17 protein-coding genes are annotated in these 22,377 nt (G+C 68.4%); 4 read left to right on the forward strand and 13 right to left on the reverse strand.

Annotation, left to right across the window (positions count from 1 at the left end):
- Positions 1–3: 3 nt before the first annotated feature.
- Positions 4–189: a hypothetical protein gene (locus DPR14_RS24450; protein ID WP_158047473.1), complete on the reverse strand. Its 186-nt coding sequence runs from the start codon at positions 187–189 to the stop codon at positions 4–6.
- Between the two features lie 582 nt (positions 190–771).
- Complete coding sequence (locus DPR14_RS24455; protein ID WP_158047474.1) at positions 772–2,259, reverse strand: DUF2264 domain-containing protein; 1,488 nt, start codon at positions 2,257–2,259, stop codon at positions 772–774.
- A 507-nt stretch (positions 2,260–2,766) separates the two neighbouring features.
- Between DPR14_RS24455 and DPR14_RS24460 the strand changes: the two genes are divergently transcribed.
- Positions 2,767–3,909 carry an ISAs1 family transposase gene (locus tag DPR14_RS24460; protein WP_158043337.1) on the forward strand — a complete coding sequence of 381 codons (1,143 nt, stop codon included), beginning with the start codon at positions 2,767–2,769 and terminating at the stop codon, positions 3,907–3,909.
- A 492-nt stretch (positions 3,910–4,401) separates the two neighbouring features.
- Here DPR14_RS24460 and DPR14_RS24465 read toward each other — a convergent pair whose 3' ends face one another.
- Both DPR14_RS24465 and DPR14_RS24470 read right to left on the reverse strand, forming a co-directional pair.
- Complete coding sequence (locus DPR14_RS24465; RefSeq protein WP_246148558.1) at positions 4,402–5,550, reverse strand: FAD-binding oxidoreductase; 1,149 nt, start codon at positions 5,548–5,550, stop codon at positions 4,402–4,404.
- A gap of 21 nt (positions 5,551–5,571) precedes the next feature.
- A complete protein-coding gene (locus DPR14_RS24470; protein WP_158047475.1) occupies positions 5,572–6,858 on the reverse strand; it encodes an aromatic ring-hydroxylating oxygenase subunit alpha in 1,287 nt (428 codons plus the stop codon).
- A gap of 126 nt (positions 6,859–6,984) precedes the next feature.
- Between DPR14_RS24470 and pabB the strand changes: the two genes are divergently transcribed.
- Positions 6,985–8,358: an aminodeoxychorismate synthase component I gene (gene pabB, locus DPR14_RS24475; protein ID WP_158047476.1), complete on the forward strand. Its 1,374-nt coding sequence runs from the start codon at positions 6,985–6,987 to the stop codon at positions 8,356–8,358.
- Complete coding sequence (locus DPR14_RS24480) at positions 8,355–9,155, forward strand: aminotransferase class IV (protein WP_158047477.1); 801 nt, start codon at positions 8,355–8,357, stop codon at positions 9,153–9,155. Before pabB ends, DPR14_RS24480 begins: the two co-directional genes overlap by 4 nt.
- A gap of 34 nt (positions 9,156–9,189) precedes the next feature.
- Here DPR14_RS24480 and DPR14_RS24485 read toward each other — a convergent pair whose 3' ends face one another.
- The 7 genes from DPR14_RS24485 to DPR14_RS24515 form a co-directional block, all read right to left on the reverse strand.
- Positions 9,190–10,086: a glycine betaine ABC transporter substrate-binding protein gene (locus DPR14_RS24485; protein WP_158047478.1), complete on the reverse strand. Its 897-nt coding sequence runs from the start codon at positions 10,084–10,086 to the stop codon at positions 9,190–9,192.
- A 45-nt stretch (positions 10,087–10,131) separates the two neighbouring features.
- Entirely contained in the window at positions 10,132–11,040 is a 909-nt protein-coding gene (locus DPR14_RS24490; protein WP_158047479.1) for an ABC transporter permease, read from the reverse strand.
- A gap of 4 nt (positions 11,041–11,044) precedes the next feature.
- A complete protein-coding gene (proV, locus tag DPR14_RS24495) occupies positions 11,045–12,379 on the reverse strand; it encodes a glycine betaine/L-proline ABC transporter ATP-binding protein ProV (protein WP_158047480.1) in 1,335 nt (444 codons plus the stop codon).
- Between the two features lie 64 nt (positions 12,380–12,443).
- Positions 12,444–13,217, reverse strand: coding sequence for an electron transfer flavoprotein subunit beta (locus DPR14_RS24500; RefSeq protein ID WP_158047481.1), 774 nt, complete (start codon positions 13,215–13,217; stop codon positions 12,444–12,446).
- Positions 13,210–14,439 carry an electron transfer flavoprotein subunit alpha/FixB family protein gene (locus DPR14_RS24505; RefSeq protein ID WP_158047482.1) on the reverse strand — a complete coding sequence of 410 codons (1,230 nt, stop codon included), beginning with the start codon at positions 14,437–14,439 and terminating at the stop codon, positions 13,210–13,212. Before DPR14_RS24505 ends, DPR14_RS24500 begins: the two co-directional genes overlap by 8 nt.
- Positions 14,436–16,328, reverse strand: coding sequence for a DUF3483 domain-containing protein (locus DPR14_RS24510; RefSeq protein WP_158047483.1), 1,893 nt, complete (start codon positions 16,326–16,328; stop codon positions 14,436–14,438). Before DPR14_RS24510 ends, DPR14_RS24505 begins: the two co-directional genes overlap by 4 nt.
- A gap of 8 nt (positions 16,329–16,336) precedes the next feature.
- Positions 16,337–18,373 carry an NADH:flavin oxidoreductase gene (locus DPR14_RS24515; protein ID WP_158047484.1) on the reverse strand — a complete coding sequence of 679 codons (2,037 nt, stop codon included), beginning with the start codon at positions 18,371–18,373 and terminating at the stop codon, positions 16,337–16,339.
- 197 nt (positions 18,374–18,570) lie between these two features.
- Here DPR14_RS24515 and DPR14_RS24520 point away from each other — a divergent pair, with 197 nt between their 5' ends.
- A complete protein-coding gene (locus tag DPR14_RS24520; RefSeq protein ID WP_158047485.1) occupies positions 18,571–19,593 on the forward strand; it encodes an Rpn family recombination-promoting nuclease/putative transposase in 1,023 nt (340 codons plus the stop codon).
- A 35-nt stretch (positions 19,594–19,628) separates the two neighbouring features.
- On the opposite strand, the gene glyA is transcribed toward DPR14_RS24520, so the two are convergent.
- Together glyA and DPR14_RS24530 are read right to left on the reverse strand one after the other, a co-directional pair.
- Positions 19,629–20,945, reverse strand: coding sequence for a serine hydroxymethyltransferase (gene glyA, locus DPR14_RS24525; protein WP_158048334.1), 1,317 nt, complete (start codon positions 20,943–20,945; stop codon positions 19,629–19,631).
- Between the two features lie 28 nt (positions 20,946–20,973).
- Positions 20,974–22,353, reverse strand: coding sequence for an L-serine ammonia-lyase (locus DPR14_RS24530; RefSeq protein ID WP_158047486.1), 1,380 nt, complete (start codon positions 22,351–22,353; stop codon positions 20,974–20,976).
- Between the last annotated feature and the right edge of the window lie 24 nt (positions 22,354–22,377).

Genomic DNA, 22,377 nt, shown 5'->3' on the forward strand with positions numbered 1-22,377 from the left:
CCGTCAGAAACCGTCGAATTCTTCCGTGCCGGCATAAACCAGCTTGATGAGAGCAAAACAGTCGTTCGGCTTATGAAACTGATACCCGATGAAGGGGTGGGCCGATCCCCGTGCCAGTCGTCGCACCATGGTCGTGCCGATCTTCATCTCGTCGAGAAGCAGGTCGCCATTGGAGCGGTTTCCGACCAAGTTGAACCGTTCCGGTCCATGCAGCCTGCCGTTCCATTCGCCGCGATGCGTTAGGCCACGGCCTAACGCATCGGCCCGGCTGCCCCGGCCGGATCGATCTGGTCGGGTACTGCTCTAGCGATGATATCGCCGAGCCATCGACGGCGATCAGACCATCACCCAGCCCTTGCGATCGGCCTCTGCTATAGACTGCCGGACAAGTCGGATCAGCCCTTTGGCCTGTACGGCGGAAAGGCCCCGGGCCGCACGCCCGGCTGAAGGCTGGTCGGATTGGGAAGGCATGGAGGCGGGCGACTCTCCATCCCTCCGGCCGTTCGGCGAAGGATCCACCAGCCGGACGGAACGAAGAGTGTTGCCCAGTGCCCGTTTCTTCATGTCCGCATCCTGGCAAAAACACTGCGGGAGGTTTCGGACGGCTCCCCTTTCGCGAACGCCAAAGATCGCGGGCTATTGCGTCAAGGTTGATCATTCTCGTGATCAAGGTCGGAAACAGCCTGATTATGTGGGGATATGCCACCGATACGCATTGGCACCTATCGGCATAAGGTGCCACGCCGTAGCCGCCTCACCGCCCTTTCCGCCTCACTGCCGCGTCGGAAAAGGCTCGGCGGTCGAGTAGAACCGGCCGTCGTACTTGACCGCATGGTTGTAGGGCCGGTACAGCCGCCTCGTCAGGGTCTCCATGGTCCGGCGCAGCAGCGTGTGGCTGCCGACCGGATGCTCCACGTCCGGGTTGGCGGGGATCTCGATCGTGATGTCGCCGGTCGCCCGGCGCCCGGAAACCTTCCAGCCGATCTTTTCCAGATCAAGGTCGTAGTCGGCGACCTCCACCGGCAGGGGCTGCTCGGGATCGGTCCAGAAGGGCGATCCGGGCGGCTGGAGAAAGGCCATGACGAGCGACCTTAGGCCCCAGTGACAGCTTCCCGTGCCGGTATAGGCCTCGACGAACCGGAGGTCCTGGCCGTAATAGCCCTGGGTCAGTTGCCCGCCCCGGAGGGCGCCCCGCTCCACGAAATGCCGCCACACCGCGTCCAGGGCGCGCCGCGCCTGCCCCGGCGCCACGTTCTCGGGTGCCGCGGCAGCCTCGGCCACGACGGCGGCAGGGATCGCCGTGCGGTAGCAGACGCTGCGCCCCATGATCGGAACACCCTTGGGGCTGATCAGGTGGAGGATGTTCGAGGTGGATGCCTGGAGGACATCGGCGTTGAAGTCGGCGTCGAAGTCGGGATCGACCATCCGGATCCAGGCCAGCTCGTAGCTGATGCCCCAGGCGTTGTAGAAGTCGATGCCCTCCGGGTTGTCGAAGAACCAGCCGTGGCCGCGGTAGTGGCCCAGTATGGCCTTGTAGTGGTGCAACGGAACCTCGGCGCCCGCGACACCCAGGTCCTTCAGCACGATGCCGACCATCAGGGGGAAGAAGTGCCAGTTGTTGTCTCGGACCCTCACCGTCAGGGCCGGGGACAGCCAGGCGCCGATCCGGTCCCGCTCGGCAGGACTCAGGCGGTCCCAGATGCGATCCCGGGTCACCCACAGGATGCGGGCGACATCGGCGGCCTCGACGGTGCGCTGGTTGTAGTCCCGCAGGTCACCCCAATAGGCGTCGCCGTCCCTGTCCGTCCCGGCCAGCACCCCGGCCCGCAGGACCTCGACCAGATCCACCTCGCCGATGCCGCCGCCGAGCCGGACCACCGGATCGCGGCCGGAATGGATCCAGGCCGCCGCGAGGACCGCGGTCCTGGCGAACCCTTCGAGGCCGTTGATCGCATACCCCGCCCCGCTCGGCGCACCGGGGTACTGGACCCGTTCGCCCCTGGGCGAGCGGTACGTCATGTACCCTTCCATGAAGTAGGTGAACAAAGCCTCGTACCGCTCCTCCACCCCAGCCGCGGGATCGAGAAACGCCGACCGGAGCGCCTCGTCCCGCCGCGTCGGCTCGGATTCGGCGGCCTCGTAGCTCAACCAGCCCGGAATGCCGCGCATCTTGAGATAACCTGCATAGGCGCCGCCGCCGAGAAGGAACAGACCGGTGACGAGGAAAAGGAACCACTTACGCGAAAAACGCGACTTCATTCAGAGCCAAACCCCAACGTGCCAGACGAACAGAAGCCCCGGCATCCGGCGCGGACGCGAGTTGCCGAGGCCACGAACCCGGATTGTCCACGTCCCGGGCCGGAATGTCTGTGAGTTGTATCTCAGGGATGGCACGAAGGCGAAGCTTTAGGTTGAGAAAATACGGATGCCTTCAAAGTTTCCATGACAATCCCGGGGCTCTCCATAAGCCGGGGAAAGGGTTCAGAGCGGATAGGACGGGGGCAACCAGATCCTTGCCCGCCTGATTGGATCGCCCCGGCACCGGCGAATGGCCGGGCGGCAATCAACCTGACGGTTTCAAGCGGGAAGAAACCCCACCCCGATGAACGGGATGGAAATCTCATGGTAATAGGCGTAAAAGCCTATCATCCATCTCTCCCGAAGAGCCCCGCCATGCCAGGGCAATCGCTTGAAGGGCTGTCATTGTAGGATTCCCTGGATTGTCGGGATGTGATTCAAAGGAATCTCCTTGAGGAGGAGGTTTCGATGGCGGTTACGGCGGCGGGGACCGGGTTGCTGGCGCACTTCAGTGCGCTGGAGGACCCGCGGCAGAGTGGCAAGGTTTTGTATCCTCTGCCGGAGATCCTTCTGGTCGTGCTATGCGGAACGCTGAGCGGGTGCGACGACTTTGTCGAGATGGCGCTCTGGGGACGCGAGCACCTGAGCTTTCTGCGCAGCTTTGAGCCGTTTGCGCGCGGCATCGCCAGCCACGACACCCTCAACGACGTCGTCCGGGCGCTTGATCCGGCCCTGTTCGAGGATTGTTTCGTCAGCTGGATCAACAGCTTGCGCGGTGCGGCGGGAGCCGAGGAGATCGCCGTGCCGGAGACGATCGCGATCGATGGCAAGACCATGCGGCGCAGCGGCAGCCGGCGGGGTGCCGGACCGCTGCATCTGGTCTCGGCCTGGGCGTGTGGCCAGCGTCTGGTGCTGGCCCAGGAAGCGGTGACCGGCAAGTCCAACGAGATCACCGCGATCCCGCGCCTGCTCGACCAACTGGTGCTCAAGGGCGCCCTGGTGACGATCGACGCCATGGGCTGCCAGCGCGCCATCGCCGAGCAGATCGTTGAAGCCGAGGCCGATTACGTGCTGGCGATCAAAGGCAACCAGAAATCCCTGTATGGCTCGATCCAGCGCGCCATCGCCGAGGGGCGGGCCGAGGACGGCTTCGGCCTCGACATGGTGCGGACCGAAGACGCCGATCACGGGCGGAACGAGGTGCGCCGGCACTTCATCCTGCACGACGTCAGCACACTCAACCGGCGCCACGCCTGGCCGGGATTGGGCGCGGTCGGCATGGTCGAGGCCGAGGTCGAGCGCGACGGCAAGACCACCGTCACCCGGCGCTGCTTCCTGTGCTCCCGACCGATGAGCGCTGCTGAGTTCGCCGCCGTAGTCCGCTCCCATTGGCAAATCGAGAATTCGCTGCATTGGGTGCTCGATGTCGTCTTCCGCGACGACCATGCCCGCGTCCGCAAAGGCTATGGCGCTAGGAACATGGGCCTGATCAAGCGTATTGCCGTCAACCTGCTGAAATCCGCCACAGATAAAAACAGCCTCAAGGTCCGTCGAAAAAAAGCTTCCTGGTCAACCGGTTACCTCCACTCCCTCATAATTGGAACTGCCTGAGCGCCTTCAAGCGATTCCCCTGCCCGCCATGCCCGACGCCGCCATCCAGGCACAGGCCCGCCGCCCGGAAGCTTCCGGCCGGGCATGCCAGCGATCCGGACCTGCCCGGCCTTCCCATACGCATCCGCGAGAAAACCGGAAGACGGATGCGGCAACGTGCCGGGTTCGGCGACGGACGGCGGCCGATGGAGGAGCCGGGCCCGGATGCTCGCAGGAGGCTACGGCGAGTGATGACGGATCATGACATTCACGGCCTTACCCCAGGGGTGTCGACAATCGCGCCGGCGGATTCCGACATCGTGCTTCATGTCCACGCAGCCGGCGGCCGGCTGCCCTTGCCGGTGCTGCGCCCCCCCCGCCGGCGCGGGAGGAAGTCGGACCCACGCCCGCGCCCCGAGCTCCCCGACGGAGCCGCGGCGCATGACGACAGATGATGACGTTTCCGGCCTTACTCCCGGGGGTCAGCACCCGCTCCCCCGACCAGCACCCCGCCTACCGGTCCACCACCACGTCGCTGGTCGGCTTGGAGCAGCACAGCAGCACCTGCCCCGCGTCGATCTCCCGCTGGCGGATGCCGCCGCCGTGCTTCATGTCCACGCTGCCGGCGACCAGCTTGCTCTTGCAGGTGCCGCACAGTCCCTTGGTGCAGGACGACGGCAGGCGCATGCCCGCCATCCGCGCGGCGCTCAGGATGGACGTCCCGGCATCGCATTCGATCACCCGGCCGGTCTTGGCGAACTCCACCCGGAAGGTGCGCGCGACCGCTGCCGGCGGCGGCACCGGCACCACCGCCGAAGCCGCCGCCGCGTCGGGCTGGGCCTCGGCCAGGGCCGCGAAGTCGAAGCTCTCCTCATGGTAGCGCCGCATGTCGAAGCCGGCTTCGGCCAGCATCGACCGCACCGCCGCCATGTAGGGCGCGGGGCCGCAGGTGAAGACGGTGCGTTCCTCCAGGTCCGGTGCGATCAGCCGCAGCATCGGCAGGGTCAGCCGGCCCCGGAATCCGCTCCAGGCGCGCTCGGTGTCCGTCGTCTCGCAGACATAGGCGGTCGAGAACCGGGGCAGGTTGCGGGCCATCAGGTCCAGCTCGCTCCGGAAGATGATGTCGGCCGGGCTGCGGGCGCTGTGGACGAACACGATGTCCCGGTCCTGGGCGAGGTCGTGATATGTGCGCGCCATCGACATCAGCGGGGTGATGCCGCTGCCGCCGGACAGGAACAGGAATTTCGGCGCCGGATGGTCGATCGTGGTGAAGTCGCCCAGCGGGCCGACCGCGCGCAGCTCCATCCCCGGCTTCAGGGTGTCGTGCAGCCAGTTGGAGACCGCCCCGCCCGGCACCCGCTTGACCGTGATCGAGATCAGGTGGCCGCGGGTCGGCGCGGAGGAGATCGTGTAGCAGCGGTTGATCACCTGGCCGCCGATCGGCAGGTCCAGGGTGATGAACTGGCCGGGCTTGTAGCGGAACAGGCGCGGCTCCCGCGCGGAGAAGACGAAGGTCTTGACGTCGTGGGTCTCGTCGCGGACCTGCCGGCAGACCAGGACATCGTCGATCTCCGAGTCCCAGCCCGGCAGCTCCCGGGTGACCTGGGAAGCCAGGGTGTCCTCCACGGACCTTCCCACGGTGGGCGCATCGGTCATCAGCATCACCGGTTTCCTGCCTTCCGCTCAGCGTGCGCCGCAGTCGGCGAATTCGGGGGCCAGGGCGTGGGCCGACATGCGGCCGACATACCAGTTGGTGAATTTCTCGACCAGCATCTCGGTATGGACCGAGTAGGGGCCGGGCTCGTAGGCCGGGCTGCGGGCGCCCGACTGGGCGTAGCCGACCAGCTCGCCGTCCTGGTTGTTGGTCGCGGCCCAGACGGAGGTCAGGTTGCGCAGGTCGTAGTCCACGCCCTCGACCGCGTCCTTGTGGACCAGCCACTTGGTGCGCAGCAGCGTGCGCTCCGGCCCCAGCGGCAGCACCGAGAAGGTCACGATGTGGTCGCTCATGAAGTGGTGCCAGGAGTTCGGCTGGGTCCAGACCGACAGCCCGCCGAGCTTGGCGTCGTTCAACCCGCCCAGAAGCTTCTTGCAGGCAACTTGCGTGTTCATCGTCTGGGACTCGCCGTGCTGGTCGATCGGCAGGCGCTGGGCGCGGTAGCCGGTCACCCGGTCGTCCAGATGGTCGATCTCCCGCGCGCCGATGCCCCGCGCCTCGCACCGGGTCTCCAGGTCGCGCACCAGCCCGTCGTAGCGGGCGATCTGCTCGCGGCCGACATCGTCGACCTCGTCCGGCGAATAGCCGAAGCCGTAGGCGAAGAGCGGGATGGTCAGTTCGGGGTGGTTGACCGAGCAGTGGTAGCATTCACGGTTGTTCTCCATCGTGAGCTTCCAGTTGCCCTCCTCGACCAGGTCGATCTGCTGCACCACCTTGGCGTTGGCGATGTCGTGGGGTGCGATATAGGGCTCCAGGTCGCGCGCCATGTCCTCGATGTCGGCGGGCGGCTCGGCGGCCAGGCAGATGAAGATCAGGCCGGCGACGTTGCGCAGGTGGACCTTCTTCAGGCCGTGGCACGCGGTGTCGAAGCCCGGCCCCATGTGCTCGGCGAACAGCAGCGAGCCGTCCAGGCCGTAGGTCCACTGGTGGTAGCGGCAGACGATGTTGCCGACCGTCGTCTTCTCGTCCAGCACCAGCCGGGCGCCCCGGTGCCGGCAGACATTGTGGAAGGCCCGCAGGCCCATGTCGTCGTCGCGGGCGATGATGACCGAGGCGGCGCCGATGTCCACCACCATGCAGTCGCCCGGCTCCGGAACGTCGGGCTCGACGCCCACATAGATCCAGTGGCGCCGGAAGATGATGTCGAGGTCCGCTTCGAAGATCTCGCCGCTGGTATAGAACGGCGCTTCCAGGCTATAGCCCGGCTTGCGCCGCCGGAGCAGGCTTTCCAAAGAGGATGCAACCATCGTCGACATGCAAAGGCTCTCCCGCGGCAATCGGGCGCTCGTCCCGCCCGAAGCCGATGGTGCGACGGACGGACTGGCCGAGCCTCCGCAAATGCGTCATTTTTCTCTCAAAGCGCGACATCGCCCGACGAGACCATGATCATCCGAGAGATCCCCTGGCGCGACCCCGTCCCGGCCTTCGCCCCCTGGGCGTCGGACCCCTTCGCGGTGCTGTTCGACAGTGCCGCCGACGGCGATGCCCGGAGCCGGTGGAGCTACCTGGCGGTCGAGCCTTTCCACACGATCCTGGCCGGCCCGGGCGGCGTCGATGTGGACGGGCTGCCGGCAACAGGCGATCCCTTCGCCGTGCTGGAGGCCGAGCTGGGGCGGAGCCCGGTAGCCCCAGGCGCGGGGCCGGCGCCCTGGTGCGGCGGGGCGGCCGGTTTCCTCGGCTACGGCCTGGGCCGTCACCTGGAGCGCCTGCCGTGCCGCCACGGTGACGATCTCGGCATCCCGGACATGGCGGTCGGCCTCTACGACGTGGTCGTCGCCTTCGACCACCGGGAGCGGCGCTGCTGGATCACCTCGATCGGCGGGACCGGAAAGCTGGACTCGGTGGCCGCACGGCTGGAAGCCGCACCGCCGCCCCCGGCGGAGCCGCCCCCTGCGGCCGGGCCGTGGCGGGCGGAGCTGGAGCGGGCGGAGTACGAGCGGCGGGTCGGCCGGGTGCTGGAATACATCCGGGCCGGCGACATCTTCCAGGCGAACTTCACCGGCCGCTTCACCGCCGGCCGGCCGGCGGAACTGGGCGGGTTCGACCTCTACCGGCGCCTGCGCGCCTTGAGCCCCGCGCCGTTCGCGGCCTATGCCGCCTGCGGCCCGAGGCTGGCGCTGGCAAGCGTGTCGCCGGAACGGTTCCTGAAGCTGTCGGCCGATGGCCATGTCGAGACCCGGCCGATCAAGGGCACCCTGCCGCGCGGCGCCACGGCGGAAGAGGACGCCCGAAACGCCCGCGACCTCGCCGCCAGCGCCAAGGACCGCGCGGAGAACCTGATGATCGTGGACCTGATGCGCAACGACCTGGGCCGGGTCGCCCGGACCGGCAGCGTCACGGTGCCCAGCCTGTGCGCCCTGGAGAGCTTCGCCAGCGTCCATCACCTGGTCTCGGTGGTGGAGGCGGATCTTCGCCCCGGCGTCGGCCCGGTCGGGCTGCTGCGCGCGACCTTCCCCGGCGGATCGGTAACCGGCGCTCCGAAGATCCGCGCCATGGAGATCATCGACGAGCTGGAGGCCTGCCGGCGCGGTCCCTATTGCGGCGCGCTGGCCTGGATCGGCTTCGACGGCGCCATGGACAGCAGCATCCTGATCCGCACCCTGATGGTGACGCCGGACCGCATCGCCGCCCATGCCGGCGGCGGCATCGTCTCCGACAGCGACCCGGCGCGGGAGTACGAGGAGATGCTGGTGAAGATCACGCCGCTGCTGCGGGCGGCAGATCCAAAATGGAGGCCGGATTGGAGGGTCCGATGAAGGTCTGGCTGAACGGCGCCCTGGTCCCGGCGGGGGAGGCGCGGATCGACCCGGCCGACCGGGGCTTCACGCTGGGAGACGGGCTGTTCGAGACGATCCGCGTGGCGGACGGTCGGCCCTGCCACCTGGATCGCCACCTGGCGCGGCTGGCCGGCGGTGCGGCTGATCTGGGCATCCCGCTACCGATGGATGCGCCGGAGATCGCCGCCGGGATCGCCTCCCTGCTGGCGGAAACGGGAACGGCGGAGGCTGCGGTGCGGCTGACCCTGACGCGGGGACCGGCGCCGCGCGGCCTGCTTCCGCCGGACGCGCCCCGGCCGACGCTGCTGGCGACGGCGGCACCGGCCTCCCCGCCCCCGACGCCGGCCCATGCGGTGATCGCCCGCTCTACCTGCCGGAACGAGCTGTCGCCGCTCTCCCGGCTCAAGAGCCTGAACTATCTCGACGGCATCCTGGCCCGGCGCGAGGCGGCCGACCGCGGCGCCGACGACGCCATGATTCTGAACACACGCGGCCGATTGGCCGAGGCCACGGTCGGGAACGTCTTCGCCGTGATCGACGGCGTGCTGGTGACCCCGCCTGTCGGCGAGGGAGCGCTGCCCGGCATCGCCCGCGGCCTCTCGATCGAGCGCCTCTCCGTGGCCGAGCGCCCCGTCACGGTCGAGGAGCTAATGAACGCCACGGCGATCGCCGTGACCAACAGCCTGGGCGTCAGGCCGCTGGCCACCCTGGAAGGCCGGCCGCTGGAGAGCCGCACCGCGGCCTCCGAACTGACCCGCGTGATCTTTTCTGCGTAGGTGTTTCGAACTCAAGATCGATGTCGGCGGCCGCTCAGCCCGCCTTCATCTGGCCGGTGACCCAATACTCGATCCGCTCCGGATTGTTCTTGATGTAGTTGTCCACCGCCTGCTCGTAGCTGCTGCCCTGCGCCTCGAACATGATCGCCTCGACGTCGGCCAGCGGCAGCACCATGCGGCCCAGGAACTCGTAGGCCTCCGGCTGGTCCTGGTAGAAGCCCTTGCGGACCAGCTTGTTGACGCTCTCCAGTCCGCCCAGCGATCCCTTGGGATCGTCCAGATAGCGAAGCTCGTGCTTGGCGAACATCCAGTGCGGGCTCCAGCTCGTGGCGACGATCCACTCCTTGCGGCGCTCGGCCCGCTCGACGCCGGCGAGCATCGCGGCGTCGCTGGCCGAGATCAGCTGATAGTCCGTCAGGCCGTAGTCCTTCAGCGCCGTCTCGGACGCCTGCATCAGTCCGGCCCCGGGATCGATGCCCTGGATCTTGCTTCCGAGCTTCTGCTTGACCTCGGGCTTCTTCAGATCCTCGATGCTCTTCAGCTCGGATTCCGGAATATAGGCCGGAACCACCCAGCCCAGCTTGGCGCGGGTATACATGGGACCGAGGTCGACCACGTCCTGGCGGACCTTGTCCAGGTAGGGCTTGTGGGTCAGCGGCTGCCACGACATCAGCATGGCATCGAGGTTGCCGGTGGCGATTCCCTGGTACTGGATGCCGATGTCGGCCATGGTCAGCTGGACCGTGTAGCCCATCCGGTCTTCCATGATCTTCTTCGCCAGCGTGGTCACCGCCTCGGCGTCGGACCAGGCCGTCCACCCGATATTGATCTTCTTCTCGGCGGCCTGCGCGGGGCCGGCCAGCGCCGCCACCATCACGGCGGCGGCGGTCGAAGCCGCGGCAATGCTCAAAGTCCTGGAAAAAATTCCCATGTTCTGTTAGCCTCCTGTATCATCATTCTGATTATTGCCCGGCGCCTAATGCGTCGGGTTCGAACGGGCCGGCGACGGCATCAGCCGTTGCAGGAACGCGGGCACCACGAAGCGGCCCTTGGAGGGTGCCGCCGCCTTGGCCCCGAAACTCTGGGTGATGCGGTCCAGGATGATGGCGAGCAGCACGACGGCCAGGCCGCTCTTGAAGCCCAGCCCGATGTCGAGCCGCTGGATGCCCTGGAGCACCACGTTGCCCAGGCCGCCGGCGCCGATCATCGAGGCGATCACGACCATCGACAGCGCCAGCATCATGGTCTGGTTGATGCCCGCCATGATCGACGGCCGGGCGTTGGGAAGCTGCACCCGGAACAGCAATTGACGGTCGGTGCAGCCGAAGGCGCGGGCCGCCTCGACGATCTCGACCGGGACCTGCTGGATGCCCAGCGCGGTCAGGCGCACCGCCGGGGGCATCGCGAAAATGACGGTGGCGATGATGCCGGGGACCCGGCCCAGGCCGAAGAACATGACCGCCGGGATCAGGTAGACGAAGGCCGGCATGGTCTGCATGAAGTCGAGCGTCGTCTTGGAGATGCTCTCGACCAGCTTGCTCCGCGCCATCCAGACGCCCAGCGGCACGCCCAGGATCAGGCTGAGCATGGTGGCCGCCAGGACTAGGCCCAGGGTCGAGATCGTCTCGGTCCACAGGCCCATGGAGACGATCAGCAGGAGGGCCACCAGCGTGAACAGCCCGAAGCGCAGGCTGACCCGCCAGCCGGAGAAGGCGGTCAGCAGGACGACCATCAGCCAGACCGGCAGGGCCAGCAGCGCCCCGTCGATCGAGGCGCCGAAACCGTCCACCACGGCGGCGATGCCGTCCAGGAACGGCTGGAAATTGTCGAGGATGTAGTTGACGAGGTCTTCGACCCAGATGTCGAGCGGGATCTGGAAGTCCATCGGTTCAGCCCTCCCGGTCCAGGGTCTTCAGCAGGGACGAGGGCGAGATCGAGCCGACCAGCTTGTTCTCTCCGTCCACGACGGGGACCGGGCACTCGGTGGATGCGACGGTGCGCATCACCTCGTGGAGCGGCGCCTCGGCCGAAATCGGATCGACGTCGGGCAGGAAGGCGTGGACGAAGCGGGGCTGGTCCTCCGCCGCCAGCGCGCGCTCCAGCGAGCTGCGCGACACGGTGCCCTGGTAACGCTGGTCCTGGTCGTGGACATAGCCGTATTCCTGGTTGCCCCCGGCCAGCTTGTCCAGCGCCGGCTGGAGGACGCCCGGCGTTCGGACGACGGCGGTCGATTCCTGGAAATGGGCGACGTCGCCGGCGCGCAGCACGCGCGACACGTCCACGTTGCGGAAGAAGGACCGGACATAGTCGTCGGCCGGGTTGCGCAGGATCTCGAACGGGGTGCCGACCTGGACGATGCTGCCGCCCTCCATGATGGCGATGCGGTCGCCGATCCGCATGGCCTCGTCCAGATCGTGGGAGATGAAGATGATGGTCCGCTTGTGCTCGCGCTGGAGGCGCAGCAGCTCGTCCTGCATCTCGGTCCGGATCAGCGGGTCGAGGGCCGAGAACGCCTCGTCCATCAGCATGATGGTCGGATTGTTGGCGAGCGCCCGGGCAAGGCCCACGCGCTGCTGCATTCCGCCCGACATCTCGCGCGGATAGCGCGCGTGGTACTGGCCCAGGCCGACCTGCTCCAGCGCCTCCAGGGCGGCCTCGTGCCGCTTTTGCCTGGGCACGCCGGCGATCTCCAGCCCGAAGGCGGCGTTGTCGAGCGCGGTCAGGTGGGGCATCAGCGCGAAGGACTGGAACACCATGCTCATGTCCTTGCGGCGGACGCCGATCAGCTCCTTCTTGGACATCTGCACGAGATCGCGCCCGTCGAATACGATCTTGCCGGCGCTCGGCTCGATCAGGCGGTTGAGCAGCCGGATCATGGTCGACTTGCCCGATCCGGACAGGCCCATGATCACGAAGATCTCGCCGCTGCGGACCTGGAAGCTGGCGTCCTTGACGCCCACCGTGACGCCCAGCTTCTTGAACACCTCATCCTTGGTGGCGCCCGCGTTCAGCATGTCGAGGGCCGGCTTCGGGTCGTCGGCGAAGATCTTGTAGACGTTGGCGACGTCGAGCCGCACGTCGCCCGCGACGTCCTTGGACTTGGTGCCGGTCGGTCTGGGTACGGCCGCAGGCGCCGATGCAGTCCCGGTGGCCGCCGGAAATGAGCGCAGCGGAGCCGATTGAACGGAGTCTTTGCTCGTTATGCCCTCGAACGCTGCTTTCATCTCGTAGTCCTCTTCCCTGTTTTTACATCGGTTACCTGCAACTGTACGCGCATACTTACTTCATTCAACGAATCATTCCCTGTTCGATCAGGCATTCGTAAATCGCGGACGCCGCGTCTTCAGGCGACGGCTGGACCATCAGCCTGCCCTGGCCGGCCCTGGTCTCGGTCGCCGCCTTCAGGCGGTCGAGCGCCGTGCCGCCCCGCCGGGCCCCCATCAGCCTCGGCCGGGCACGCCACGGCCGGGCGGCGCAGTCCTCGAGGAAAGCGTCGCCGACGCCGTCCGCGGGGAGGGTGTCGATGCTACCCCGTCGGGCGCGGGCGAACGCGCTCTGGCGCGCCGCCGGTGCCGACCCATGCAAAGTCGCGACCAAAGGCAGCCCGGCACCGACCAGCCTGCGCCGTCCCCGCGGCAGAGCCTGCGTCAGATCGGCTCCGTCACCGGAAAGTTCCAGCGCGACAACGTCCGGAACAATCGGACGTTCCAGCGACCGTGCCATAAGATAAGGCACCATGCCGCTGTCTTCGCCACCCTCGGCGACCGCCCCGGCCAGGACGAGGGTCGGCGCCAGTTCCCGCAATCGGGCGACCAGTGCCGGAACCGGATCGACGCCGGGCGGCAGATCCAGCACCTCCAGCCGGTCCAGACCCATGCCCAGATAGTCGCGGAGCGCCGGATTCGCCGGGTCCCCGGCATGGAGCGCGTGGACGCGGGCGGCATGGCCGCTTTCGACCAGTTGCAGGGCCAGTTCCAGCGCTTGGGCGTCGAGCGGCGCCCGCCTGGGGCGGCCCGAAGCCGGGTGGCGGCCGACGGAGAGCAGGACGGCCACCTCAACCATGTCCACCCCGCTCGCGGCGGCGTTCCCGCGCATGCCGGATCAGGGCCGGCATGACGGCCTGGGCGTCGGCCACGATGGCGAGGTCGGCGCGCTTGATCATCTCGGCGTGAAGGTCTGTATTTACGGCGATGACGTGCTTGACCTCCGTGATGCCTTGCAGATGCTGGGGCGCTCCCGCGACCCCCAGCGCGAAATAGCAGCGCGCCGTCACCAGCGTTCCGGACGCGCCGATCTGGCGGTCCCGGGGCAGATGCCCGGCGTCGCAGACGACGCGGCTGCCGCCGCGGGTGGCCCCCAGTACCTCCGCCAGTTCGGCGAACGCTTCCCAATCGGCCAAGCCGTTTCCGGCGCTGACGATGAAATCCGCCTCTGCCAGCGACAGCCGGTCGGGGTCGGTTTCCAGCAGGCGCGCGGAGCGGATGCCCGGCGATGCCGGCAGGGCCGGGACCGGTGCCGGTATCGGCCGCGCCTCGTGGCGGACGTCCTCCAGCGGCGGAAAGGCGTCGGGAGAGATGCTCATCAGCCGCGCCGGGGCACGGCTCAACTCCGACGAGCCGCCGCGGGCACGCCGGCCCGCCTGGGCCGGGGTCAGTGTCCGGACACCCGGAAACAGCCGTTCGCCGGTGGCTGCCGCGACGCGGCGCGCCAGATCGGCACCGCCGGAAGGACTCTCGGCAAACAGCACGTGTCGCGGCTTCAGACTGTCCACCGCGGCGAGCACCAGGGCGGCGCGCTGCTCCGGGCAATAGCCGGCGAATGGTTCGAAGTCAACCTTCATGGCCCGATCGATACCGGCGGCACCCAGGTCGGCCTCCCTTTCGATGCCGGCGGAGAGCGCCGCCACGGCGCCTCCCCCGGCATCGGCGAGGATGCGTCCGGCGGCGATCACCTGGCGATCATGGTCGGTCATCTCCCCGTCGGGCTGGTCCAGGACGACCAGCACCATGAACGCCGGCTCGTCGATGATACGGACGGAAGGCCCGGCTGCGGCGGCCGTTTCGAGGTCGCCCCTGTGTCCCGGATGGGCAAGTGCCGCGCCGCTCCAATCTATGCGACGCCGCGCTCCGACCTGGACGGCGGCACCGGCGCGCTCCGCCCGGGGGTCTCGGCGGCGCCGCCCGCCCGGTGCCGGGGCAGCCCCCCGGGCGATGCGCCGGCGCGGCTGCTCCGACACCGTCAGGGCCAGCAGTTCGGCCCGCGGATCGCGCCGCTTGCGGGTCATGGCCGCGGCTCCGTGGCGGCCAGGACCAACTCGGCGATCTCGGCGACCTGCGGCCTCGGCCCGACGACGCCTTCGAGCATCAGCGCGCAGTTGGGACAGGCCACCGCCACCGTCGCGGCGCCGGTCGCGCGGGCATGGTCCATGCGGACGTCCGGAATGCGCCGCTCGCCCGCCACGTCGGTCAAGGGCGCGCCGCCGCCGCCGCCGCAACAGCTCGACCGCAGGCCGGAGCGCTCCATCTCGACGCGGGTGAGGCCTATCGCGTCGAGCAGGGCCCGGGGCGCGTCGATCTCGCCGTTGTAGCGGCCGAGATAGCAGGGATCATGGTATGTCACGGAGTCCGAAAGGCGGGTTTCGGCCTTCAGCAGCCCTTCCCGCAGCAGGTCCAGCAGGAAGGCGGTATGGTGGACCACCGGAACGTCGAGCCCGAACGGCCTGTACTCGTTCCGAAGGGTATGGAGCGCGTGTGGGTCCGCCGTGACGATGCGGTCGAAACGATAACGGCGCAACGTGGTGACGTTGCGCCGTGCCAGATCCTGGAATGTCGCCTCGTCGCCGAGCCGTCGGGCGACGTCGCCGCAATCCAGCTCCTCCGCCCCCAGCACCGCAAAATCGACGCCGGCCCGGCGGAGCAGCCTGACCAGCGCCCGCAGCGAGCGCTGGGTCCGCAGCTCGAACGCCCCGTCGCCGAGCCACAGCAGCACGTCGCACCCGCCCTTGCCGGCCAGAACCGGCAGGTCGAGGTCCACCGCCCAGTCCAGCCGCCGGGACAGCGGCCGCCCGCCCGGATTGTCGGTCGCCCGAAGCTCCTCCAGCACGCCGGCCGCCTTGCCCGGCGTGGCGCCCAGTTCCAAGGTCTGGAAGCGGCGCAGGTCGATCACCGCGTCCACATGCTCGATCATCATCGGGCACTCCTGGACGCAGGCCCGGCAGGTGGTGCAGGCCCAGAGCGTGTCGGGATGCACCATCGGGCCGATGACGGGCTCGGCGGGGCCGCCATGCACCCCGCCCAAGGGCCGCCCGGGATGGCCGTGACCGGCGTAGGACCGGTCCGATCCTTCCTCGTCCAGCGCCGTCACCAAGTCCTGGATCAGCTTCTTGGGGTTCAGCGGCAGGCCGGCGGCATAGGCCGGGCAGGCCGTCTCGCACCGGCCGCACTGGACGCAGGCGTCGAACCCCAGCAGGCGGTTCCAGTCGAAATCCACGGGACGCTCGGTCCCCAGCTTCGGCGCCTCCAGGTCGAGCGGCCTGATCGCGCTGTCGCGGCCGGCGCCGTCCCGGAACCGCAGGGGGCGGGGATGGGCGACCAGATGAAGGGCTCCGTGAACCGCGTGCTTCAGGGGTCCCTTCCAGACGCCGAGCACCAGTTCGGCGCAGCCCCAGGCGCCGACCAGCACCAGCGCCAGGGCCAGCCACCCCGGCAGGAGGCCCCCGGCGGTCTGGTCCAGGGCCACCGTCAGGAAGGCCGCGGCATAGGCCAGCAACGCGAAAGGCAGCCGGCTGAAGCGTCCGCCGGACAGTTCCGCCGGCCGCTCGACCCGGCGGCGCCACCCGACCATCAACCCGCCCGCCAGCATGGCCGCCAGCGCCAGGCTCAGCAACGCCCAGACCGCCCCGTGCCGCAACGGCGGCAATGCCAGCGCCACGATCAGCACCAGCGAGGCGAGGAAGCCGCCGGCCGTCAGCGCGTGGAACCGGGAGTTGAAGCTGTTGCGCGCCACGACCTCGTGGACATCGACCAGGTAGCGGCGCGGCAGGGCTTTCAGCCCGGCGACGAAATCGACCTCCGCCGCGCGGCCCGCGCGCCAGCGCCGGGCCTGGACCAGGGCCAGCAGCAGGCCGGCGGCCAGCATGGCGATGACGATGGTGGAGAGCGTCGTCGCGATCATGCCGGCACTCACAGGTCCTTGCACAGGCGGGCGGCGTCGTAGATCGCCGCATGGATGTTGCGCCCGGCGACGCCGTCGCCGATCCGGTAGAGGGCGGCGTGCCCGTTGCTCCGATGCGGCTGAGGCCGCCCCTCGACCAGGGCCCGAAGGTCTATCTCGCCCCGGTTGACCGAGCGCTCCTTCAGGTCGAAATACAGGCCCTCGTTGGGCAGGGTGCCGAACTCGACCACGACCTGGTCGACCAGCCGCTCCTCCTCCTCGTGGGTGAACTCGTTGCGCAGCACCGCGACCAGCTTGTTGCCCTCGCGGTAGATCTCGGTGAGCTGGAGATTGGGCGACATGACGACCCCCAGCTTGTACAGCTCGCGCAGATGGATCGGCTGGTTGGTGGCCCCGACCTCCTCCGCGATCATGCGGTCCTGGGTCGCGATCTCCACCAAGGCGCCCCGCTTCGCCAGGAATTCGGCGCAGGACGAGGCGTGGTGCTGGCCGGTGCCGTCGTACAGCAGGATACTGTCGGCGGGCTCGACCGCGCCGGTCAGCATGTCCCAGGTGGTGAGGGCCAGTTCGGCGCCCTTGACGTCGCCCCGGCTGGGATGGCCGCCGGTCGCCAGGATGATCACGTCGGGGTTCTCCGCCTCGATCAGGTCGGGTGTCGCCTCGACGCCCAGCCGCATGTCGGTGCCGAGCCTGGTCGCCTGCTGGGTCAGCCAGCGGGTGATCCCGGTCAGGGCCTCCCGCCAGGTCGCCTTGGCGGCGATGGTGATCTGCCCGCCGGTCGCGGCGTTCTTCTCGAACAGCACGACGGAATGGCCGCGCTCGGCGCACACCCGGGCCGCCTCCAGCCCGCCGGGGCCGCCGCCGACCACCACGACGCGCTTCTTCGCGTCGGCCTTGGGGATGATGTGGGGCATCGTCCGCTCGCGCCCGGTCGCCGCGTTCTGGATGCACAGGGCGTCGCCGCCGGCATAGATCCGGTCGATGCAGTAGCCGGCGCCGACGCATTGCCGGATATCGTCCATCCGCCCTTCCATCAGCTTCCGCACCAGGTGCGGGTCGGCGATGTGGGCGCGGGTCATGGCGACCATGTCCACGTGGCCCTCGGCCACGGCGCGGCCGGCGGTGTTCAGGTCGGTCACCCGCTGGGCGTGGAAGACGGGGATGTCCACCTCGCGCTTGATGGCGCTGGGCAGGAACAGGAAGGGTGCCACCGGGAACGACATGTTGGGCAGCACGATCGCGTGGGCCAGATGGTCCCGGGCCTGCCCACCCAGGATGTTGGCGAAGTCGATCAACCCGCGCTCGGCATAGGTGCGCGCGATGGCGACGCAGTCCTCGTGGTTCAGGCCGTCGTCGATCAGCTCGTCACCCGACATGCGGATGCCGATGACATAGTCGTCGCCGACCGCCTCGCGGCATGCCTCCAGCACCTCGATGCCGAAGCGCATGCGGTTCTCCAGGCTGCCGCCGTACTTGTCGGTGCGCCTGTTGACCGAAGGGCTCCAGAACTGGTCGATCAGGTGGCCGTGGGCCGCCGACAGCTCGAACCCGTCGAGCCCGCCCTCCTTGCAACGGCGCGCCGCGGCGGCATAGTCGGCGACGATGCGCCGGATGTCGGTGTCCTCCATCTCCTTCGGGATGGTCCGGCTGGCCGGCTCCCGCCTGGGCGAGGCCGACATGGTCGGCAGCCAGTTCTCGGTGTCCCACTTGGTCCGGCGGCCCATATGCGTGAGCTGGACCATCAGCGCCGCACCATGCGCGTGGACGCGGTCGGAGAATTCCCGGAAGAAGGGGACGACGCTGTCGTCGGCGACTGAGATCTGGTTCCACGGGGCCGCCGGGCTGTCGAGCGCCACCGACGAGGAGCCGCCGAACATGGTCAGGCCGATGCCGCCCCTGGCCTTCTCCTCGTGGTAGAGCTGGTAGCGCTCCTTGGGCTTGCCGTCCGAGCCGTAGGATGGCGCGTGCGACGTGCTCATCACCCGGTTGCGGATGGTCAGGTGCTTGATTTTCAAGGGGCGGAGAAGCGCTTCGACGGGAGACATTTGACCTCGGTTCCCCATCATTGTGACAGTCTCAAGAATTCGCCGGCGGCGGCAGCGTCACATGCCCTAGCGCGACAAATTTCCGTCAAGTTGCGACAAGGTGTCCGATGCCCCGGCTGCGGCATCCGGCAGCTTGAGAAGGGGGTTTCGGCGGCATACCACCGCGTGGAGAACGGACAGGCGCGGGTTCCACCGGAATGACGAACGACACCGATGGCGAGGACGGAAAACGGCGCCTGGTCAGCCGGCACGACCAGTTCGCGAAGTACCTTCTGGACCAGCCCGGCATCGCCGACGCGTTCCTTTGGGAAAGGCTGCCGCCGGCGGTGGCGGCCAACCTGTCCGACGCGGCGGCGGTGGACAGGTCGGAGAGCTTCGTCGACGCCGCCCTGCGGGAACGGCGCGGCGACAGGGTCTACAGCCTGAGCACCCGTATCGGCGACCCGCTGCTGACCTGGGCCCTGGTCGAGCACAAGAGCACGCCGCACATCAACTCGCTCCCCCAGCTCCTGACCTATGTGAGCGGTGCCGCCGTGCGGGGCGCCGTCCGGCGGGTGATGCAGGATGGAAGCATCTGGATGGTTCCCGTTCCGGTGTACGCGATCATTCTGTATCATGGGACGCGGCCATGGTCGCTGCCGACCCGGCTCAGGGACGCTTATGGCGTGCCGGGCGGGATGGTGGAGGCGGGGCTGCTTGATTTCGGCTATGTCCTGATCGACCTGGAGACGATCGCCGATGACGAACTGTCCCGGCATCCCGATCTTCAGGCGGGCCTGCTGGTTCTGAAATACGCAAGCCGCGACGCAGACCCGGGGGAGACGCTGGAGCGGCTGCTGACGATCGGGGCGGGAGCCGGCCTGGCGGTGATCGTATCGGTGGTGAGGTACTTGTTCAGCGCGGCGGAAACCCTGGACCGCCAGCATTTGAAGACGATCTTGGGCGGCATCGTGCCGGAGGAGAGTGAAATGATCATGTCGAACGCGCTCCGCGAAGTCATGGCCGAGGCCCGCGCCGAAGGCGCGATCCTCGGTGAAGCGAAAGGCAAAGCTCAGGGCAAGGCCGAGATGTTGCTCCGGCAACTCGGCCGACGCTTCGGACCGGTGCCGGAGGAGACGGCCCAACGGGTGCGGGCGGCGTCGATGGACGATCTGGACCGCTGGGCCGAAACCATTTTCGACGCGCCGACGCTCGACGCGGTTTTCAACGATCTTCATTGAAAGCGGCGGCGCGGACCCTTCCGCGCCGCCGGGCTTCACTCCGCCGCCGCGGCCGCCAGGGGCGCTCCCGAATAAATCGGGAAGCGGGCGCACAGGGCCTGCACCCTTTCCCGCACCCGGGTCTCGACCGCGGTATTGTCGCCGGAGGCGCCGACGGCGGCCAACCCGTCCAGGACCTGGGTGATCATCTCGCCGACCTGGGTGAACTCCGCCGTGCCGAAGCCCCGCGTCGTGGCGGCCGGGGTGCCGAGCCGCACGCCCGAGGTCACCATCGGCTTCTCCGGGTCGAACGGGATGCCGTTCTTGTTGCAGGTCATCCCGGCACGCTCCAGGCTCGCCTCGGCGGCCTTGCCGGTCAGGCCCTTGGGCCGCAGATCGACCAGCACGATGTGGCTGTCGGTGCCGCCCGACACGATGTCCACCCCGCCCTCGATCAGACGCGACGAAAGCGCGCGGGCATTGTCCACGACCGTGCGGGCATAGGTCTTGAACTCCGGCCGCAGCGCCTCGCCGAACGACACCGCCTTCGCGGCGATCACATGCATCAGCGGACCGCCTTGCAATCCCGGGAACACGGCGGAGTTGATCTTCTTACCCAGGTCGGCATCGTTGGACAACACCATGCCGCCGCGCGGACCGCGGAGCGTCTTGTGCGTCGTCGTGGTGGTGACATGCGCGTGCGGGACCGGATTGGGATAGACGCCGCCCGCGATCAGGCCGGCATAGTGGGCCATGTCCACCATCAGGTATGCCCCGGCCTCGTCGGCGATCTCCCGGAACGCGGCGAAATCGATCACCCGGGGATAGGCGGAGCCGCCGGCGACGATCAGCTTCGGCCTGTGCTCGCGTGCGAGATCGCGGACCTGGTCGTAGTCGATCAGCGCATCCTCGCGCCGGACGCCGTACTGCACGGCGTTGAACCACTTGCCGGACTGGTTGACCGAGGCGCCATGGGTCAGGTGGCCTCCGGCCGCCAGGGACATGCCGAGGATGGTGTCGCCCGGCTGGAGCAGGGCCATGAACACCGCTTGATTGGCCTGGGCGCCCGAGTGGGGCTGGACGTTCGCGTAAGCGCAGCCGAACAGCGCCTTGGCCCGGTCGATCGCGATCTGCTCGGCGACATCGACGAACTCGCAGCCGCCATAGTAGCGGCGGCCGGGATAACCCTCCGCGTACTTGTTGGTCAGGACGGAGCCTTGCGCTTCGAGCACGGCGGAGGAGACGATGTTCTCCGACGCGATCAGCTCGATCTGGTCCTGCTGCCGGTGCAACTCCCGGGCAAGGGAGGATGCCAGTTCCGGGTCGGCGGCGGCGAGGCGCGCGGTGAAGAACTGCTCGATGGAGTGCGGCATGTCAAAACCCTTCAGCATTCGATGCCCTTCAGCATTCGATAAAGTTGACGGCGAGGCCGCCAAGCGAGGTTTCCTTGTATTTCGTCTGCATGTCGGCGCCGGTCTCGCGCATGGTGCGGATCACCTTGTCGAGCGAGACATGGTGCTGGCCGTCGCTGCGCAACGCCAAGCGCGCGGCGTTGATCGCCTTGGTGGCGCCGATCGCGTTGCGCTCGATGCACGGGATCTGGACCAGGCCGCCGATGGGATCGCAGGTCAGGCCCAGATTGTGCTCCATCCCGATCTCGGCGGCGTTCTCGACCTGCTCCGGCGTGCCGCCCTGCGCGGCGGCGAGGCCGGCGGCGGCCATGGAACAGGCGACGCCGACTTCCCCCTGGCAGCCGACCTCCGCGCCGGAGATCGAGGCGTTGCGCTTGTAGAGGCCGCCGATGGCGCCGGCGGTCAGCAGGAAGGTGAAGACGCCCTGCTCGCTGCGGCCGAAGCAGAAGCGGTCGTAATAGTGCAGCACCGCCGGGATCAGGCCGGCCGCCCCGTTGGTCGGCGCCGTGACGACCCGCCCGCCCGCCGCGTTCTCCTCGTTAACGGCGATGGCGTAGAGGCTGACCCAATCCATGATCGCCATGGGATCGCGGAGCGACGCCTCCGCCCTGCCGTTCAACTCGCGGTGCAACGCCCCGGCGCGGCGGCGGACATCGAGGCCGCCCGGCAGCTTGCCCTCCTGGGTCAGGCCGCGGGCGACGCAGGCCTGCATGGCGTCCCAGATGCGGCGCAGGCCGGCGTCGATCTCGGCATCCGTCCGCCGGATCCGCTCGTTGGCTCGCATCATATCGGCGATCGACAGGCCGGAGGTACGCGCCGCCTCCAGCATCTGGCTGCCGCTGACGAAGTCGTACGGTACCGGCGGGGCATCGGCCACGCGCTCGTTGCGGAACATCTCCTCCTCGGTGACGACGAAGCCGCCGCCGATCGAGTAGAAGATCCTTGTGTCCAGCACCGCCCCTCCGGCGTCGAACGCGGTGAAACGCATGCCGTTGGGATGGCCCGGCAGCGTGTGGTCCCGGTGAAGGACAAGGTCCTCGCCTTCATCGAACGCGACCTCGTGACGGTCCTTGAGCATGATCCGGCGGTCGGACTTGATGCCCTCCAGGATTCCCGTGATCCGGTCGGGATCGATGGTATCGGGTTCCGCTCCGGACAGCCCCAGCAATACCGCCCGGTCGGTGCCGTGCCCCACTCCCGTCAGGGCCAGCGAGCCGAACAGTTCGGCGGTGACGCGACGGGTGCCGGCGAGGACGCCACGCTCTTTCAGCGCGCCGATGAACGCGGCGGCCGCTTTCATCGGTCCGACGGTATGGGAGCTGGACGGCCCGATGCCGATCTTGAAGATGTCGAATACGCTGACCGACATGACCACCCCCCGTTACGTGAGAAA

The organism is Skermanella pratensis (assembly GCF_008843145.1).
GTDB lineage: Bacteria > Pseudomonadota > Alphaproteobacteria > Azospirillales > Azospirillaceae > Skermanella > Skermanella pratensis.